Annotated in this window: 16 protein-coding genes; 5 read left to right on the top strand and 11 right to left on the bottom strand. The window is 71.6% G+C overall.

Going from position 1 to position 16748, the window contains the following annotated elements; translation table 11 throughout:
* Window positions 1-6: 6 nt before the first annotated feature.
* Window positions 7-975 carry a hypothetical protein gene (locus FL583_RS10175; RefSeq protein ID WP_142704301.1) on the bottom strand — a complete coding sequence of 323 codons (969 nt, stop codon included), beginning with the start codon at window positions 973-975 and terminating at the stop codon, window positions 7-9.
* A 347-nt stretch (window positions 976-1322) separates the two neighbouring features.
* Window positions 1323-2249 carry a LysR family transcriptional regulator gene (locus FL583_RS10170; RefSeq protein WP_142704300.1) on the bottom strand — a complete coding sequence of 309 codons (927 nt, stop codon included), beginning with the start codon at window positions 2247-2249 and terminating at the stop codon, window positions 1323-1325.
* Window positions 2250-2319: 70 nt separating this feature from the next.
* On the opposite strand from FL583_RS10170, the gene FL583_RS10165 reads away from it, so the two are divergent.
* The 3 genes from FL583_RS10165 to FL583_RS10155 are packed head-to-tail and all read left to right on the top strand — an operon-like array spanning window position 2320 to window position 5694.
* Window positions 2320-3024 carry a succinate dehydrogenase cytochrome b subunit gene (locus tag FL583_RS10165; protein ID WP_205751993.1) on the top strand — a complete coding sequence of 235 codons (705 nt, stop codon included), beginning with the start codon at window positions 2320-2322 and terminating at the stop codon, window positions 3022-3024.
* A gap of 1 nt (window position 3025) precedes the next feature.
* The gene (locus FL583_RS10160) at window positions 3026-4957 is read left to right on the top strand and encodes a fumarate reductase/succinate dehydrogenase flavoprotein subunit (RefSeq protein ID WP_142704299.1); all 1932 of its coding nucleotides are present in this window, start codon (window positions 3026-3028) and stop codon (window positions 4955-4957) included.
* Window positions 4954-5694 carry a succinate dehydrogenase/fumarate reductase iron-sulfur subunit gene (locus tag FL583_RS10155; protein ID WP_142704298.1) on the top strand — a complete coding sequence of 247 codons (741 nt, stop codon included), beginning with the start codon at window positions 4954-4956 and terminating at the stop codon, window positions 5692-5694. Before FL583_RS10160 ends, FL583_RS10155 begins: the two co-directional genes overlap by 4 nt.
* Before the next feature lie 362 nt (window positions 5695-6056).
* On the opposite strand, the gene FL583_RS10150 is transcribed toward FL583_RS10155, so the two are convergent.
* The 8 genes from FL583_RS10150 to FL583_RS10115 are packed head-to-tail and all read right to left on the bottom strand — an operon-like array spanning window position 6057 to window position 13463.
* Window positions 6057-6803: a class II aldolase/adducin family protein gene (locus FL583_RS10150; protein WP_205751992.1), complete on the bottom strand. Its 747-nt coding sequence runs from the start codon at window positions 6801-6803 to the stop codon at window positions 6057-6059.
* Window positions 6796-7896, bottom strand: coding sequence for an aromatic ring-hydroxylating oxygenase subunit alpha (locus tag FL583_RS10145; protein WP_142704296.1), 1101 nt, complete (start codon window positions 7894-7896; stop codon window positions 6796-6798). The genes FL583_RS10150 and FL583_RS10145 overlap by 8 nt, the downstream gene beginning before the upstream one ends.
* On the bottom strand, window positions 7893-8720 hold the full coding sequence (locus FL583_RS10140) for a sugar phosphate isomerase/epimerase family protein (protein ID WP_142704295.1): 828 nt from the start codon (window positions 8718-8720) through the stop codon (window positions 7893-7895). The genes FL583_RS10145 and FL583_RS10140 overlap by 4 nt, the downstream gene beginning before the upstream one ends.
* Window positions 8717-9763 carry an NAD(P)-dependent oxidoreductase gene (locus FL583_RS10135; RefSeq protein ID WP_142704294.1) on the bottom strand — a complete coding sequence of 349 codons (1047 nt, stop codon included), beginning with the start codon at window positions 9761-9763 and terminating at the stop codon, window positions 8717-8719. Before FL583_RS10135 ends, FL583_RS10140 begins: the two co-directional genes overlap by 4 nt.
* Window positions 9760-10773 (bottom strand): ABC transporter ATP-binding protein, encoded by a 1014-nt coding sequence (locus tag FL583_RS10130; protein WP_240746647.1) that lies wholly within the window; start codon window positions 10771-10773, stop codon window positions 9760-9762. The genes FL583_RS10135 and FL583_RS10130 overlap by 4 nt, the downstream gene beginning before the upstream one ends.
* 2 nt (window positions 10774-10775) lie before the next feature.
* Window positions 10776-11555 carry an ABC transporter permease gene (locus FL583_RS10125; protein WP_142704293.1) on the bottom strand — a complete coding sequence of 260 codons (780 nt, stop codon included), beginning with the start codon at window positions 11553-11555 and terminating at the stop codon, window positions 10776-10778.
* Window positions 11548-12354, bottom strand: a complete 807-nt coding sequence (locus FL583_RS10120) for an ABC transporter permease (protein WP_142704292.1) — start codon at window positions 12352-12354, stop codon at window positions 11548-11550. Before FL583_RS10120 ends, FL583_RS10125 begins: the two co-directional genes overlap by 8 nt.
* Entirely contained in the window at window positions 12351-13463 is a 1113-nt protein-coding gene (locus FL583_RS10115; protein WP_170323575.1) for an extracellular solute-binding protein, read from the bottom strand. The genes FL583_RS10120 and FL583_RS10115 overlap by 4 nt, the downstream gene beginning before the upstream one ends.
* A 141-nt stretch (window positions 13464-13604) precedes the next feature.
* Here FL583_RS10115 and FL583_RS10110 point away from each other — a divergent pair, with 141 nt between their 5' ends.
* Window positions 13605-14483, top strand: coding sequence for an Lrp/AsnC family transcriptional regulator (locus FL583_RS10110; protein ID WP_142704290.1), 879 nt, complete (start codon window positions 13605-13607; stop codon window positions 14481-14483).
* Here FL583_RS10110 and FL583_RS10105 read toward each other — a convergent pair.
* Window positions 14480-15757: a pyridoxal phosphate-dependent aminotransferase gene (locus FL583_RS10105; RefSeq protein ID WP_205751991.1), complete on the bottom strand. Its 1278-nt coding sequence runs from the start codon at window positions 15755-15757 to the stop codon at window positions 14480-14482. The two genes, FL583_RS10110 and FL583_RS10105, sit on opposite strands and share 4 nt — an antisense overlap.
* A gap of 126 nt (window positions 15758-15883) precedes the next feature.
* Between FL583_RS10105 and FL583_RS10100 the strand changes: the two genes are divergently transcribed.
* Window positions 15884-16114, top strand: a complete 231-nt coding sequence (locus FL583_RS10100; RefSeq protein ID WP_142704289.1) for a hypothetical protein — start codon at window positions 15884-15886, stop codon at window positions 16112-16114.
* Window positions 16115-16748 lie beyond the last annotated feature (634 nt).

Genomic DNA, 16748 nt, shown 5'->3' with positions numbered 1-16748 from the left:
CAGGATTCACACGCGGAACTCGAACCAACCGAGCCTGGTCATCGAATACCGGGCCAGATCCTGCTCCGAGAGCCCGTCACCGGCGTGCGAGTCGGCGACGATCGAGTCCGCGAACCGCGCCGGGAGCAGCACGACCGTGTAGCGCAGCCGCATTCCCGCGAACCCCGCGTAGCCGATCTGGTTCTGCGGCACGTAGACGCACCCGCCGACCGACCGGATCGACGGCCGCGGGTAGTAGCGCCCGTTCCCGGGGTGGTGCTCGGGCGTCGAGTCCACCGTCGCCGGGTCGGCCCGCTCGAGGATCTGCACGGTCGACCCGTCCGGGACCGCCCCGGACAGCGCGGCCGCGATCTCCAGCCGCGGCGGATCGACCCGCTGCAGGTGATACGCGACCTCGGTCAGCGTCACCGGCGTCGTCCCGGTGGGTTTGGTGAGCTGGGCCGTCGTCTCCTGGGCCGGGGTGATGCAGGGCGCGGCGGCCGCCGTCGCCGGGTCCGGCTCGCGGTCCGCGACCGCTCGCACGCCGTCCGCGACGGCCACCGCCGCCAGCACCGCGATCGCCGCGTACACGACCCGCGGCCAGAGGCCGACCGGCAGCCACCGGTTCCTTTTCTCTACGCCACCCGGCGAACCACCGCCGGACGCTCCTGGCGCCTCCTCGCGCCGTAAGCCGAGATCCGGCGCCGCCGCTTCCGGGCCGGAGCCGGTCGGTGCCGTCTCGGCCGGTGCCGTCGGCGCCCGCCGGGGCCGGGGCGGCTGGACCCGGTGCCAGGCCTGGCGGGCGTCGGCGACCTCGGCCGGGGCGTACGCGCCGACGACCTTGGTCAGCGCGTCCAGGCTGACCCGGCGCCGCCCCATCCGCAGCTCGTTGACCGTCGTCTTCGACAAGCCGGTCTCGGCCGCGACCGCCCGCACGTTGGTGCGGGCCTCCATCAACGACCGGACGTATCCCCGCAGCTCGTCCTCAGTGCTCACCGACGCCGGAGTCGGTCTGTCCGCCGACGATTCGCTCACGCTGACCCGCCCCCACGTCCCGTCCTGTCCCGCGGCTGAGGCATTCGCCCTCGGGACGGACCAGAAAGGTCGCGTCGTCCGAATGAAGTACTTCCCTGCGATCTGCCGTCTCGCGAGTGTGTCCCCAGAAGGTTCTCGGGAGAATAGCGACCTGCGGGGACTGACCGGTCGACCGCCGGGAGGACGGCCGAACGGTTGACCAGCGGGCATCCGGGAATCGAGGACGGCGTTCCGGCAGTGGGCCGTGATGGAGGGGGCACTGGATCGGTCCACTGCCGGGATGCCCGAGGTACCGGGGGTGCCGGGGATCAGGCGGGTAGGCGGGTGCCGGGCGGGAGCGTGTTGGTGGCCGCGGCCCGGGCCAGGAAGTCGAGCATGTGCCGGCCGAGCGCGCGGGCGGCCCGGGGCGGCTCGAGGTCGCGCCGCCGGGCGAGCAGCACCGTGCGGGCCAGCCCCGGCGCGCTGAACGGCGTCACCCGGAACCGGTCGTACCCGACGGTGCTCGGCACCACGGCGATGCCCAGCCCGGCCCGGACGAACTGCAGCACCGCATCGAGCTCTCCGCCCTCGATCGCGAACGTCGCCTCGAATCCGGCACCCCGGCAGGCGTCCACCACGGTCTCGCGGAGGTCGTAGCCGTCGCGGAACATGACCAACGGACGGCCCTCGAGGTCGGCGACCGTCATCTCGGGCGCCTCGACCGGCGGGGGACCGTCCAACGGGGAGACGACGACGAGGTCCTCGGTGACCAGCGGGACGATCTGCAGCGGGTCGTCGTCACCGAGCCGCGCGTCGATCACCAGGGCCAGGTCGAGCGCGCCCTCGGTGAGTTCGCGCTGCAGGTCGCGGGAGCCGCTCTCGTGCAAGATCAGCTCGATGCCCGGGTGCTCGGCGCGGAACGCGCCGAGCATGGACGGCAGCAGACCGGTGCAGAGGCTGGGCGTGGCCCCGAGCCGGACCCGGCCGCGGCCCAGCACCGCGACCTCGAGGACCGCGCGCCGGGCGTTCTCGGTGTCGGCCAGGATGCGGCGGGCGATCGGGAGCAGGGCCTCGCCGGCGTCGGTGAGTGTGAGATTCCCCCGGGCCCGCTGGAAGAGCGGGGCGCCGAGGTCGCGCTCCAGGGCCTTGATCTGCTGGGACAGCGAGGGCTGGGCCACCCCGGCCTGAGCGGCGGCTTTGGTGAAGTGCCGCTGGTCGGCGACGGCGACGAAGTACGCCAGTTGCTGCAGCTGCATAGAGAGATCCTATCGTCGACCAAGAAAACTGGTCTTGGACCTCTCGTTTCGGCCGACATAGCTTCCAAGCGTGGCGACCGACGTACAAAGCCGACCCCGGAGCACCACCGCTGTGCTCTGGGACTCGTCCATCGGCAAGAAGACCGTGATGGCCGTGACCGGCCTGGTCATGCTGGCGTTCCTGCTGGTGCACATGCTCGGCAACCTGAAGATCTTCTTCGGCCCGCACGAGTTCGACTCCTACGCCGGCTGGCTGCGCACGATCGGCTCGCCGGTGCTGCACAACTCGTGGTTCCTGTGGATCCAGCGGGTCGTGCTGCTGGTCGCGCTGGTGCTGCACGTGACCGCGGCGGCCCAGCTGTCCCGGCGGGACCTGAAGGCGCGGCCGACGAAGTACGTGCACGGCCAGCGGCGTCAGGCGACGTTCGCGACCCGGACGATGCGCTGGGGCGGGGTGATCCTGGCCCTGTTCATCGTCTGGCACATCCTCGACCTGACCGTCGGCGTGGCCAACCCCTCGTACCAGGAGGGGCATCCGTACCACAACGTGGTCGCGGACTTCCAGGTGTGGTGGATCAACGTGATCTACCTGGTCGCGATGGTGATGGTCGGCCTCCACATCAACCACGGCTTCGCGAGCGCGGCCCGGACGCTCGGAGTCGCGCGACCGGGGCGGGTCGTGGCGATTCGCGTGACCGGCACCGTGCTGGCGCTGGCGATCACGATCGGTTTCTCGGCTCTGCCGGTGGGCGTCATGACTGGATTGGTGAGCTGACGTGCTCGAATACACAGTAGGTTCCGACATCTCGGACACGGCGGCGCCGACCGGACCGATCGAGAACCGGTGGGACACCCGCAAGCGGGAAGCCAAGCTGGTCAACCCGGCGAACCGGCGCAAGCACCGGGTGATCATCGTCGGCACCGGCCTGGCCGGCGGCGCGGCCGGAGCCACGCTGGCCGAGCAGGGCTACCACGTCGTCCAGTTCTGCTTCCAGGACTCGCCCCGGCGCGCGCATTCGGTCGCCGCGCAGGGCGGGATCAACGCGGCGAAGAACTACCGCAACGACGGCGACTCGATCTACCGGCTGTTCTACGACACGGTGAAGGGCGGCGACTTCCGCGCCCGGGAGTCGAACGTCTACCGGCTGGCCCAGGTCTCGGTGCAGATCATCGACCAGTGCGTGGCCCAGGGCGTCCCGTTCGCCCGGGAGTACGGCGGGCTGCTCGACAACCGCTCGTTCGGTGGCGTCCAGGTGTCCCGGACGTTCTACGCCCGCGGTCAGACCGGCCAGCAGCTGCTGCTCGGCGCGTACCAGGCGCTGTCCAGGCAGATCGACGCCGGGAATGTCGAGCTGCACGCCCGCACCGAGATGCTCGACCTGATCGTCGTCGACGGCAAGGCCCGGGGGATCGTGGCCCGTGACCTGGTCACCGGCGCGGTGCAGACTCATCTGGCCGACGCCGTCGTGCTGGCGACCGGCGGGTACGGGAACGTCTTCTACCTGTCGACGAACGCCAAGGGGTCGAACGCGACCGCGATCTGGCGGGCCCACAAGCGGGGCGCGTACCTGGCCAACCCGTGCTTCACCCAGATCCACCCCACCTGCATCCCTCGCTCCGGCGAGCACCAGTCGAAGCTGACGCTGATGAGCGAGTCGCTGCGCAACGACGGCCGGATCTGGGTGCCCGCGCGGGCGGGGGACACCCGGCCGCCGGCGCAGATCCCCGAGGACGAGCGGGACTACTACCTCGAGCGGATCTACCCCAGCTTCGGCAACCTCGTCCCCCGGGACATCGCGTCCCGGCAGGCCAAGAACGTGTGCGACGAGGGCCGCGGGGTCGGGCCGGGCGGGCTGGGCGTGTACCTGGACTTCGCCGAGGCTCTTTCGCGTCTGGGGCGCCCGGCCGTCGAGGCCAAGTACGGGAACCTCTTCGACATGTACGCCCAGATCACGGCGGAGAACCCGTACGAGACCCCGATGCGGATCTACCCGGCGATCCACTACACGATGGGCGGGCTGTGGGTCGACTACGACCTGCAGAGCACGATCCCCGGGCTGTTCGTGATCGGCGAGGCGAACTTCTCCGACCACGGCGCGAACCGGCTCGGGGCGTCCGCGCTGATGCAGGGCCTGGCCGACGGCTACTTCGTCCTGCCGGCGACGCTGTCTCACTACCTGGCCGGCGGCGGCTTCTCTCCGGTCTCTCCGGACGACCCGGCGGTCGTCTCGGCCGAGGAGTCCGTGTCCGCGCGTCTGGACAAGCTGCTCTCGATCAACGGGTCGCGGACCGTCGACTCGTTCCACCGCGAGCTCGGGACGCTGCTCTGGGACCACTGCGGGATGGCCCGCAATGCGTCCGGCCTGCAGAAGGCCCTCGACCGGATCCCCGAGCTGCGCGAGGAGTTCTGGAACGACGTCCGGGTGCCGGGCACCGGGCAGCAGCTCAACCAGTCGCTGGAGAAGGCCAACCGGGTCGCCGACTTCCTCGAGTTCGGCGAGCTGATGGCCCTGGACGCGCTGGTGCGCACCGAGTCCTGCGGCGGCCACTTCCGCGAGGAGAGCCAGACCCCCGAGGGCGAGGCTCTCCGCGACGACGAGCACTTCAGCCACGTCTCGGCGTGGGAGTACGGGTCTTCGGGTCCGGTGCTCCACCGCGAGGCGTTGGCCTTCGACTACGTTCACCCCACGCAACGGAGTTACGCGTGAACATCACCGTCCGAGTCTGGCGCCAGTCCGGCCCCGACGACCGCGGGTCCCTGGTCTCCTACGACGTGCCGGACGTCAGCCCCGACATGTCGTTCCTGGAGATGCTCGACGTCCTCAACGAGCGGCTGATCCTCGACGGCGAGGAGCCGATCGCGTTCGACCACGACTGCCGCGAGGGCATCTGCGGCTCCTGCGGCGTCGTCATCAACGGCCAGGCCCACGGCCCCCAGCAGACGACGTCCTGCCAGCTGCACATGAGGTCGTTCTCCGACGGTGACACGATCGACGTCGAGCCGTGGCGCTCGCGGGGCTTCCCGGTTATCAAGGACCTGGTCGTCGACCGGTCGGCGTTCGACCGGATCATCCAGTCGGGCGGCTTCATCACCGCCCCGACCGGCGCCGCCCCCGACGCCCACGCGACCCCGGTCCCCAAGGCCGACGCCGACCTGGCCTTCGAGAACGCGACCTGCATCGGCTGCGGCGCCTGCGTGGCGGCCTGCCCGAACGGGTCGGCGATGCTGTTCACGTCGGCCAAGGTCGCCCACCTCAACGCGCTGCCCCAGGGCCAGCCGGAGCGCGAGTCGCGGGTGCTCGAGATGGTGTCGACGATGGACGACGAGGGCTTCGGAGGCTGCACGAACACCGGCGAGTGCGTCAACTCCTGCCCGAAGGGCATCCCGTTCGCCAGCATCGTCAACCTCAACAAGGAGTACCTGCGCGCGCTGCGCAAGCGCTAGGTGGTTGATTCCTCACCGCGGGACGCTGCTGGCCCGGAGGAGGCGAGACGTGGCTCGCGACCGCACTCGATCGCCTACGACCACTGACCCTCGGAATCACGAAGCTCGGCGTTCTTTCCCTAGAGGTCTTGGGCGGAGCCCTTCGTGGGTGATGGCGCCGCTGTCAGGGATCCGGCCGAGTTTCTCGACGTCGTTTCCTGACGTCGACGCGGATCAGACCGCCGGAGTGCGTCGCGTTCGCCGCGGCGGGCCGGACGGCGGTGGCGCGGTCGAGCCCAGGTCGGCGGGGCCGCGTCGGCACTGGCGGTCGGCCCAGCGGGCCGCGGTGGGGTGGGGTGGGAGACCCTGATCCGGCTCTGCCGCTAGGTGGCCAGGTCGGGGGCGATTCGGTCGGCCAGGCGGCGGAGGGCGGCCCAGGCCAGCGCGTTCGCCTGGTCGTCGACGAAGTCGCCGGCGGCCTCGGGGTCGCCGGCGAGCTGGCGGGCGGCGAGCTCGCAGACCTCGGGCGGCGGAACGGTGAGCGGCGCGCCCGACGACTGCGCGGCGAGCTGGATCTCGCAGGCCCGCTCCAGGTAGTACATGCGCAGGAACGCGCTCCCGGCGGTCTCGCCGACCGTCAGCAGACCGTGATTGCGCAGGATCAGCGCCGGGTGCGGCCCGAGGTCGGCGACCAGCCGTTCCTGCTCGGCCAGGTTCAGCGCGACGCCCTCGTACTCGTGGTACCCGACCCGGTCGTAGAACTCCATCGACATCTGGTTGAGCGGCAGCAGGCCTCCGGCCTGCGCGGCGACCGCGCACCCGGCCTTCGTGTGCGTGTGCAGCACGCAGCGCGCGTCCGGACGCGCCTGATGGACGGCGCTGTGGATCACGAACCCGGCCGGGTTGACCGGGTGTTCGGTCGGTTCGACCGGCTTCCCGTCCAGGTCGATCTTGACGAGGCTGGACGCGGTGATCTCGCCGAACAGCAGCCCGTAGGGGTTGATCAGGAAGTGGTGCTCGGGCCCGGGCAGGCGCAGCGAGATGTGCGTGAAGATCAGGTCGGTCATCCGGAAGTGATCGACCAGCCGGTAGACCGCCGCGAGCTCGCAGCGCAGGTCCCATTCAGACACGGCGTCCCTCCAGGGAAGCAGCCACCAGGGTCTGGAAGCGGACGGTGATCTGGTCCCACTGCGGCAGCAGGTGGTTGCGGTCGGCGGCAGGGGAGCGGCGTCCGCGTTGCATCCGCTCCAGCACCGGTACGTCCTGGTCGTTGACCTCGAACAGCACGGTCGACAGCGCCTTCCGCGCGCCCTCGAACTCGGGGGCGGCGGCCGACCGGTCGACGAAGATCGCCATGTGTTCGACGGTACGGTCCACCGACACCGGATCGAAAGCGATCACCTGGAACCAGTCCGCTTCCAGGAACAGCAGCGTGTTCGGGAACAGGCAGAAGATGTCCTGCCGGTCGCGCAACGCTTCCCCGAAGACCGGCAGCGGGGTGTCGGTCTTGGCCGCCTTGCCGGCCGCGCCGCGTGGGTAGCACCCTCCGAGGATGTCGTCGGCCAGCACCACGTCCTCGATGTCCAGCGCCGCCGCGGCCGGTCCGACCTGCGGGTGGACGAACGGCAAGTGGTAGAAGTCGAGGAAGTTCTCGGCCACCAGCTTCCAGTTCGCGGCGATCTCGTAGGTGTCCTCCGCGGCCAGGTGCAGGCGGTCGAGGTCCGTCGGGGCCCACCGCTCGCGCAGCGGGGCCAGCACCTCGTCGATCGTCCGCTCGGGCTCGCCCAGGCAGATCAGCACCATCCCGGCCCACTCGGCGTGCGTCACCGGCAGTAGCGCCAGGGCGTCCCGGGTGACGTCGTCCGGCGCCGAGCCCTTGGTGCGATTCCAGTACGGGGCGCCGCAGAGGCCGCCGTCCACGTCGTAGGTCCAGAAGTGGTAGGGGCAGCGGAGGCGTTTGCGGGTGCTCGGCTCCTCGGAGAGCACCATCCCGCGGTGACGGCAGATGTTGTGGAAGACGTGGACCCGGCCGTCGAGGTCGCGGGTGAGCAGCAGCGGACGCCCGGCCACGGTGACCGGCCGCGAGCTGCCCGGCTCCGCGATCCAGTGGGTGTAGCCGGCCCACACCCAGCGTCGTTCGAAGATCGCCGACTGCTCGGCCGCGAACACCGCCGGGTCGGTGTAGTCGGCGCCGGGCAGGATGCTGCGTCCGATGTCGCTCATGGATGCCTCCGTTCGGTCGCGGCGAACAGCTCCTCGGCCCAGGACTTGAGCAGCAGCGCATCGGCCCAGCGGTCGCTGATCTGCTCGCCGTCGGGCCCGGTGATCGCGTACGGCACGGTGCCGAGCTCGCAGCAGAACACCAGGTCGTCGCCCGGGTAGGCGGCCATGCCGGTCGTCCACCAGGAGCGGAACCGGTCGGCGGCCGGTGCGTGCTGCGGGAACGACGGCGAGACCTGGACCTGGCCACGGGTGGCGACGCGGCCCTGCAGCGACCCGGCCCGGGCCAGCACCCGTCCGATCAGGTCGTCGGTTCGCTCGTCCGCGGTGTCCGGGAGCTCGTTGCCGACGACGTAGTGCGAGAGGTCGACCGCGAGCTCGAGTTCGGGCACCGCGTCGAGCAGGGCGACGGTGAAGCCGAGGTCGTTGGTGAGCGTGTAGCGGTGGGTCTCGAGCTGGAACGGGGTTCCGGCGGCGGTCTTCAGCCAGCCCCGGACGAGGCCGGCCGCGGTGGTGACGTCGGGCGGGAAGACCTGGCCGCAGCCCACCACGAGTTCGGCCCCGATCGCGTCCGCGTAGTCGAGTGCGGTGCGCAGCCCGGCGTCGTCGGAGAAGAAACAGAAGACCGCCGCGCGGAGACCGTCGAGCAGCGGGGCCAGGTCCTTCGCGGCGGGGGCCTGGCGGGCGCCGAGGTCCACCGCGAGTCCGGCGAAGCCGGCCGAGGCGATCCGTTCGACGCGCTCGGCGAGCGTCCACCGGGCCGGAGCCCGCCAGGGCAGGTCCTCCATCGCCCAGAGCGACTGGAACACCGAGAGGGTCCGGCTCACGGGCGACCCACCACCCGTTCCGGGACCCGCCCGGCGAGCACGTCCGCGACGGCCCGACCGGCCCAGACGTACGGGCGGACGGCCGCTTCGGCCGAGTACCAGGCCGCGTGCGGCGACAGCACGGTGTGCGGGAACGCGCGGACCGGATCGTCCGGCGGGGGAGGCTCGACCGGCAGCACGTCGAGCGCGGCCCCGGCGATCCGCCCGTCGCGGAGCGCCGCGCCCAGCGCCGTGGTGTCGAGCACGCTCCCGCGGGCGACGTTCACCACGAACGCTCCCGGCCGGAGCCGCGCGATGGCCTCGGCATCCAGCACCGGGCCGGCGCCGGGCCGGGCGGGTACGTGCAGGCTCACGACGTCGGCCCGCGCCAGCAATTCACCGAGCTGCGCGACGATCTCCACGCCGGGAGCCGCGACCTCTACCCCGGTACCCGCGACCGGACGCGATCCGGTGGCGGGGGCGGCCGACGGCCCCGCGTCGGTCGCGGACGGCCGCTGCGAGCCGGCCGCGGCCGGCTCGCGGGGGCCCGGGTAGGCCAGCACGCGCAGGCCCAGGGCGACCGCGTGGGCCGCGACCGCGCGGCCGATCGCGCCGAAGCCGACGATCCCCAGCACGCTGCCCGCAACCCGGCGCGGCCGCACCTCCGGCACGCTCCACCGCCCGGCGCGCACCGCGCGATCCAGCGCGACCGTCCCGCGCAACAACCCGGTCACCAACGCGATCGTGTGCTCGGCGACCTCGTCGGTGCAGTACCCGGCGGCCGACGTGACCCACGCGCCCCGCGCGGTGACCTCCTCCACCGGCACGTGGTCGGTCCCGGCCGACGTCGCCGCGACGATCCGCAGCCCAGGCAGGGCGTCCAGGTGCGCGGTGGTCACCGGCGTCTCCGGCCCGACGAGCAACGCGACGACCCCCGCGCCCGAGGGGATCGCGCCTGGCGCAATCGCGTCCGCCGCCACGACGTCCACCTCGACCGGACCGAGGCCCCGGCGCACGTCGTCGACCGACCCGAACGGGTCGGCCAGGACCACCTGCGGCCTCATGCGTCGTGCAGCGAGCGCAGCTCGCCGCCCCGGTGGCGGACACCGACCGCGTCCCCGACGACCGGCGCATCCGGCAGCGCACCCGGGACCGCGGACACCACCAGCGACGTCTCCTCGGCGAGGACGGTCAGCCGGAGGCGCGCACCCTGGTAGACGACCTCGGTGACGCGGGCCGCGACCGTGCCGGGGTGGTCGGCGGCGGTGAGTTCCAGGTCCTCGGGCCGCAGCACGGTGGTGCTCCCGGCGCCGCCGCTCGGGAGCCCGAACAGCGCGGCCCGGCCGTCGACGACCGGCAGCAGGTTCGCTTCGCCGAGGAACTGCGCGACGAACCGGGTCGCCGGCCGCCGGTACACCTCCTCGGGCGAGCCGACCTGCACGATCCGGCCCTCGTGCAGGATCGCCACCAGGTCGGACATCGACAGCGCCTCGACCTGGTCGTGCGTCACGGCGACCGTCGTCGTGCCGGTCTCCCGCTGGATCCGCTTGAGCTCGAGCTGCATCGCCTCCCGCAACTGCTTGTCGAGCGCGGCCAGCGGTTCGTCGAGCAGCAGCAGGTTCGGCTCGAACACCAGCGCCCGGGCCAGCGCGATCCGCTGCTGCTGACCGCCGGAGAGCGACCGCACCGACCGGTCGGCGACGTCCGGCAGGTGGACGAGCTCCAGGACGGCCGCGACCTTCGCTCGCCGGGACGCCTGATCGAGCTTCCGGGCGATCAGCGGGAACTCGACGTTCCGCCCCACCGACAGGTGCGGGAACAGCGCGTAGTTCTGGAACACGACGCCGATGTCCCGGCGATTCGGAGGCACGCCGATCAGCGACCGGTCGCCGAGCCGGACGTCGCCGGCCGAGGGTTCGGTGAATCCGGCCAGCACGTTCAGCGTCGTCGTCTTGCCGCTGCCGCTCGGGCCGAGCAGCGTCGCGAAACAGCCGGCCGGCACCGTGAGGCTCACGCCATCGAGGATCCGCGCCCCGCCGAGGTGCACGCTCAGATCGTCGATCACCACGTCCACGCTCAACGCCGCCTCCGTACCACGACACTCAACCCCAGCAACACGACCGCGAACCCGATGATCAGCGCGCTCACCGCCGCGATCGCCGGCGACGCGCTCTGCCCGGCGTCGAGCCAGATCCGGGTCGGCAGCGTCTCCTGCCCGGGCGGCGAGAGGTAGTACGCCAGCACCGACTCGTCGAAGCACAGCCCGAACGCCAGCACGGCCGCCCCGACGACGCTCCGCGCGACCAGCGGCAGCTCGATCCGGAGCAGCACCGACGGCCAGGAGTGCCCGAGGCTCAGCCCGGCCCGGGCCAGCGCCGGATCGACGCCGGACAGCCCGGCCGCCACCGACAGGTAGACGATCGGGGTCGCCAGCACGGCCTGCCCGACCAGCAGCGTGCCCAGCCCCGCTCGCCCGCCCAGGTCGTCAACCGCGAGGTACAGCCCCAGCGCCAGGACCAGCTGCGGAACCACCAGCGGAGCCACCAGCACCGTGCGCAGGGCCCGGCCGCCGCGCCGGAGCCGGCGGAGCGCGAACGCCGCACAGGTCCCGGCCACCGTGGCCAGCGCGGCCGCCCCCAGCGCGATCCGCGCCGAGAGCCCCAGCGCGTCCCGCCAGGCCGGATCGCCGAGCACCTCGCCGAACCAGCGCGCCGACCACTGCTGCGGCGGGAACACCAGGAACGAGTCGGCGCTGAACGCGACCGGCAGGATCACCAGCAGCGGGGCCAGCAGGAACACCGCGACGACGACGCCTAGCACCACCGCGATCCGGCTGGCCCAGCGCAGGTCAGTCACGGCCCACCGCCGCGTCCCAGGACCGTCCTATCCCGAGGAAACGGTCGGCCAGCAGGTACAGCCCCAGCGTCGCGACCAGCAGCAGGACGCCCATCGCGGCCGCGCCGCCGAGGTCGGTCAGCCGGCCGAACTGGGTGCCGATCACGATCGCGACGACCTGCCCGCCGGGGCCGCCGAGGAACGCCGGCGTGACGTAGAAGCCGAGCGACAGGACGAACACGATCACCGCGCCGGCCACCAGCCCGGGCCGGATCGCGGGCAGCACGACCGACCGGATCGTCAGCCACTCACCACCGCCGAGGCTCCGGGCGGCTCGCAGCTGGGCGGCGTCCAGACCGCGGAGATCCGCGTAGACCGGCAGCACCAGGTACGGCAGCAGGATGTGGATCATCGCCGGTACCAGCCCGGGCGTGGTCTGGTACAGGTCGAGCTGGTGCCCGGCCAGCACGTCCAGCGCGCCCGCCGGCTGCAGCGTCAGCACCCAGCCGAACGTCCGGACCAGCAGCGACACCCAGAACGTCAGGAACAGGACGCCGAACAGCGCGGCGGCGAGCCGCCGCGGGGCCGCCACCAGCGCGGCCGCGTAGGCGACGCCGAGCACCACGGTGCCGAGCGTCACCAGCGCGGAGAGCCAGATCGTCCGGCCGGCCGCGGCCAGGAACGTCGCGCTGGAGAACGGCCCGGTCACCATCCCGACCGGGCCGTCCGCCGCGACGCCGGCCGCCACGACCGCGATCAGCGGCCCGATCAGCCCGATCGCGAGCAGGCCGAGCGGCGGGACCAGCAGCCAGCGGGTCACTTACCGACCCAGGCGAAGAACTTCTCCACGTACTCACCGTCCTGCTTGGCCAGCGACGGGACGTCCACCGACAGCTGCTTGGCCACGTTGTCGGGTGCGCTCGGCTGCTTCGCCAGCTCGTCCGGCTTCAGCAGGTCCAGCGCCGCCGACACCGTGGGCCCGAGGTACAGGTTCTTGGCCACCGCGGCCTGCGCCTCGGGCGTCGAGAGGTAGTCGATCAGCGCGTTCGCCGCGTCGGCGTTGGGCGCGTGCTGGGTGAGCGCGAAGCCGCCCCACGGGTAGAGGATCGCGTCCTGGTAGGTCCAGTCGATCGGCTTCCCGCTGTCTTTGAGCTGGATCATCCGGCTGTTCGCGGTCGCGATCATCGACGCGCTGCCCTGGGCCATGTACTGCTGCCCCTGGGCGTAGGAGTCGTAGAAGATGATGTCCTTCTTGATCGTGTTCATCTTCGCGATCGCCCGGTCGAGGTCGAGCGGGTACATCTTGTCCTTGGGTACGCCGTCGGCGAGCAGCGCGATCTCGGCCGTGCCGGCGTAGATCGACTTCGGGAACGCCCGCTTGCCGGGGAACTTCCTGGTGTCGAAGAAGTCGGCCCAGGACGTCGGGGCGGTGGCGAGCTTCGTCGACCAGCCGAGCACGACGCTGTAGGCGTAGCTGCCCGCCGCGTAGTCCTGGTAGGCCTTGTCGACCAAATCGCAGCGGCGGACCCAGTCGGCGAGCTTGCCCGGGGGAGTCTTGCCCTCGATCAGCGCGGCGATCGAGTAGCCGTCGAAGTCGATCATGTCCCACTCCGGCTCCGGCTTCGCCACCATCTCGGTGAACTTGCCGTAGTCCCAGGCGGCCTGCGTCACCCGCGCCCCGGAGAGCTTCGTGAACGGGTCGAACTCGAGCTTCTGCCGGACCTCGTAGGTCTCGCCCCCGAACCCGGCCACGACCACCTGCCGGGTGCGCAGGTCGGGCCACTTGGCGTCCACCCCGGACGGCGCGCTCGACGGCGTCGCGGCCGAGTCGGCATCGCCGCCGCAGGCGGCCAGCACCGACGGCAGGAGCGCGGCGCCCCCCGCCGCTAACGACAGACGGGTCAGGAATTGGCGGCGAGACGTGGGCAACAGAACCTCCGCGGGGAGCAGATCAGCCGCCATCTTTGTCCCTGGCCGCTGCAACGTCCGTAAGCTAGCGCCGTAGCTTGCGAATCTGCGGTCGGTAATCCAGACGGCCGCAGAAGTTTACTCACCCGAAATCGGAGGGCGATGGACACCGACGCGTTCGACCGCGCGCTGTTGGCGCAGCTGCGCCAGGACGGCCGGGCCACGTTCGAGGCGCTCGCCCAGGCGGTCGGGCTCTCCCGCTCCGCGGTCACCACCCGGATGCGACGGCTGCTCGACAGCGGCCTGGTGACGATCGTCGGCGTCGTGCATCCGTCGGTGTTCGGCCTCACGGCCTATGCGCACGTCGGGCTCACCGTGCAGGGTCCGGTGCGCCCCGTCGCCGAGGCCATGGCGACGTTCGACGAGGCGCCGTTCCTCTCGGTGGTGGCCGGACGGTTCTCGCTCATCGCCGAACTGCGGTGCGCCGACCAGCCGGCGCTGGCGGCCACGATCCGGCGGGTCGCCGCGCTGCCCGGCGTCCGGCGGGTGGAGACCGGGATCTACACCGAGATCCGCAAGGACACGCACTTCCCGCCCGTCCCGTACCACGAGACCCCGATCGACGACGTCGATCGGGGTCTGCTGGCCGAGCTGCGCCACGACGGACGGGCGACGTTCGAAGCGCTCGCGCAGACGGTCGGGCTCTCGACGAGCGCGGCGCGCAGCCGCGTGCTGCGGCTGCTGGAGTCCGGGGCGGTGCACGTCGGCGCCCGGGTCAGCGCGCGCGCCTGGGGCGCTCCGCTGCTGACCGGCTTCGAGGTGACGCTCGGCGGTGACCCGGCTCCGGTGGCCCGGGTGCTCGAGGACCTACCGCAGATCCAGTACCTGGCCACCGCCGTGGGGCGCGCTGACGTCATCTGCACCGCGGTCACCTACGACGCCGACGAGACGCTCCGGCTGCTCGAGGACGTCCGGGGCCTGCCGGGGGTTCTCGGGCTCGAGGCCTGGACCCATCTCGACGTCGTCAAGGAGCAGTACTAACGGGCGCGGGACATCCGGCCGTCACCCATGAGCGGGACCACGCGGTCGCCGAGCGGGTCGTCGGTGAGGATGGAGTGGGAGCCGGTCATCACGCCGGAGGGCTCGGAGAAGCGGCTGGCCATGTCCATCGCCGAGGCGCCGTCCAGCGACTCGGAGAACGACGAGGTCAGGTAGCTGCGGATGCCGTTGAGCAGCCGCTCGGTGTCGGCCCGCGGCCGGACGACGAGCCGGACGAACTGGCTGGTGATGCCCAGCTTGTTGCCGCACTCGCGGATCAGCACGCCGTGCCGCTCGAGGAGGTAGTCGCGCAGTCGTGGGCCCTCGACCTCGGCCGGCAGCTTCACCAGCACGAAGTTGCCCTGCGACGGGAACACCTGCATACCGGGGATCCGGCGCAGCTCGTTGATCATCTCGTAGCGGTCGCGGGCCAGCAGGCGCAGGCTCTCCCGGTATTCGGCCAGGTGGTCGCGGAGCATGAACACGACGGCCTCGGCCAGCGAGTTGAGGTTCCACTTCGGCAGCCGCGACCCGATCTTCTTGACCAGAGCCGGGTTGCCGACCACGTACCCGAACCGGATCCCGTGCAGCCCGAAGTTCTTGCCCAGGCTCTTCAGCACGACGACGTTGTGCCGCAGCATCGCGTCCTGGGCGATGCTCGGGCGATGTTCGGCGTCGACGAAGTCGATGAAGGACTCGTCGACCACGACGAGGTCGCGGTCGGCCAGCGAGTCCACGAACCGGAGGACCTCCCAGCGCGGGATGTAGTTCCCGTCCGGGTTGTTCGGGTTGCAGACGACCGCGACCCGCGACCCGCGCTCCCGGATGAACTCGACGTACGCGTCGATGTCGAGCGCGAAACCGCCCGCCTCGGGCAGCTGGAACATGTCGACGCGCTTGCCGGTCTCGAGCGACTGGTCGGTCCAGCGGCCGAACGTCGGGACCGGGGTGGCCATGCTCTCGCGGATCAGCAGGTGGTCGATCCAGGTGATGAGCTCGGTGGAGCCGTTGCCCATCGCGATCGTCTGCGGTGGCATCTGGAGCAGGCTGGCGAGCTGGCCGGTGATCGCCCCGGCGTCGGTCGGGTAGTACTTGAGGATCGTCTCGAGCTTGGCCGAGAGTTCGGCGAACATCTCCGGCGTCGGGAAGTACGGGTTGCACGGGATGCAGAAGTCGGAGAGATCCTTGGCGTCGGAACCCATGCTGCGGGCGAGGGTTGCGTAGGACGGGCTGTGGTTCCCCTGGCGGAACATTCCCATGTCCACTGAATGCTTCACGCAGTTCCCTCCGTCGGGGCCGGTCGTCGGACACTGGCGCGGCTCGCAGCGGTGCACTCCAGTTAACGGGTTCGGTGTGTCAGCGGTTCACTCCTGGGACGCGTGCTCGCGACGTATCCTGCGGCCGTGAGCCTGTGGTCCGCCTCGGTCGTGACGGTGCTCGGTTCGGTGTGCGCCGGCGGCACGTTGTGGTGGGCCCGCCGCGCGGAGCGCGCCGCCGAGGCGCCTTCTCCTTTGGAGCCGGCGAAGCCGGCGGTGGCCTCGCCGTGGTGGGAGGGCACGTCGTGGTGGCCGTCGCTGAGTGAGGAAGAACGTCAGTGGGTCGTTCAAAATCTGGCGGACGCTGATCGCGAGTGACCCCTGTGGTTGGTGAGGTTCGCTAGCCTCCGCCTGTCCGAGCGCCATCGCGTGGTGGCGCGCCAGTGACTGGAGGAGCCGGTGGCCGAAGCCGGATTGGACGAGTTAGCCGAGACGTCGGTGAACGGTACGGTACCGGGGGTTGCCGGGCCGGCAGGGCGAACCGGGTCGGCCGGGCCGGCGGGGTCGGCCGGGCCGGCCGCGTCTGCCGGGCCCGCCGGGTCTGACGGGTCTGATGGGTCTGACGGGCTCGCCGCGGCTGCCGCGGTGGCCCAGCCACCGCCTGCGCCGCCTGCACCGCCGACCGCGGAGGCCGAAGCGCCTTCCGTCGAGACGCAGCCCGCTGAAGGGGCGTCCGAGGCGCAGTCGTCGGAGGCGAGGGCGTCGGAGGCGAGGGCGTCGGGGGCGAGGGCGTCGGAGGCGCCGGCGAAGCGCGCGACTGTCGCGAAGCGAGCCCCTGCGGTCAAGAAGACCCCGCCCACGAAGAGGCCCCCGACAAGGAAGATCGCCCCGTCGAAGGCTGCCCCGGTGACGGGTGCTCCCGCGATGAACGGCGCCCCGGCCGCGGAGGGTGCTGAGGTGCCGGAAAGCGCCCCGGTGTCGGAGAGTGCCCCGGCCGCGAAGAGTGCCCCGG

The sequence above is a fragment of the Cryptosporangium phraense genome, from assembly GCF_006912135.1.
Lineage (GTDB): Bacteria > Actinomycetota > Actinomycetes > Mycobacteriales > Cryptosporangiaceae > Cryptosporangium > Cryptosporangium phraense.
The sequence above is the reverse complement of the archived record's forward strand: the minus strand, read 5'-3'. Positions and strand labels throughout refer to the sequence as shown.

Excerpts from the sequence above, each read along its gene's own strand:
- FL583_RS10170 (WP_142704300.1), bottom strand. The coding sequence starts at position 2,249 with ATGCAGCTGCAGCAACTGGCGTACTTCGTCGCCGTCGCCGACCAGCGG.
- FL583_RS10145 (WP_142704296.1), bottom strand. The coding sequence starts at position 7,896 with ATGAGCGACATCGGACGCAGCATCCTGCCCGGCGCCGACTACACCGAC.
- FL583_RS10135 (WP_142704294.1), bottom strand. The coding sequence starts at position 9,763 with ATGAGGCCGCAGGTGGTCCTGGCCGACCCGTTCGGGTCGGTCGACGAC.
- FL583_RS10110 (WP_142704290.1), top strand. The coding sequence starts at position 13,605 with ATGGACACCGACGCGTTCGACCGCGCGCTGTTGGCGCAGCTGCGCCAG.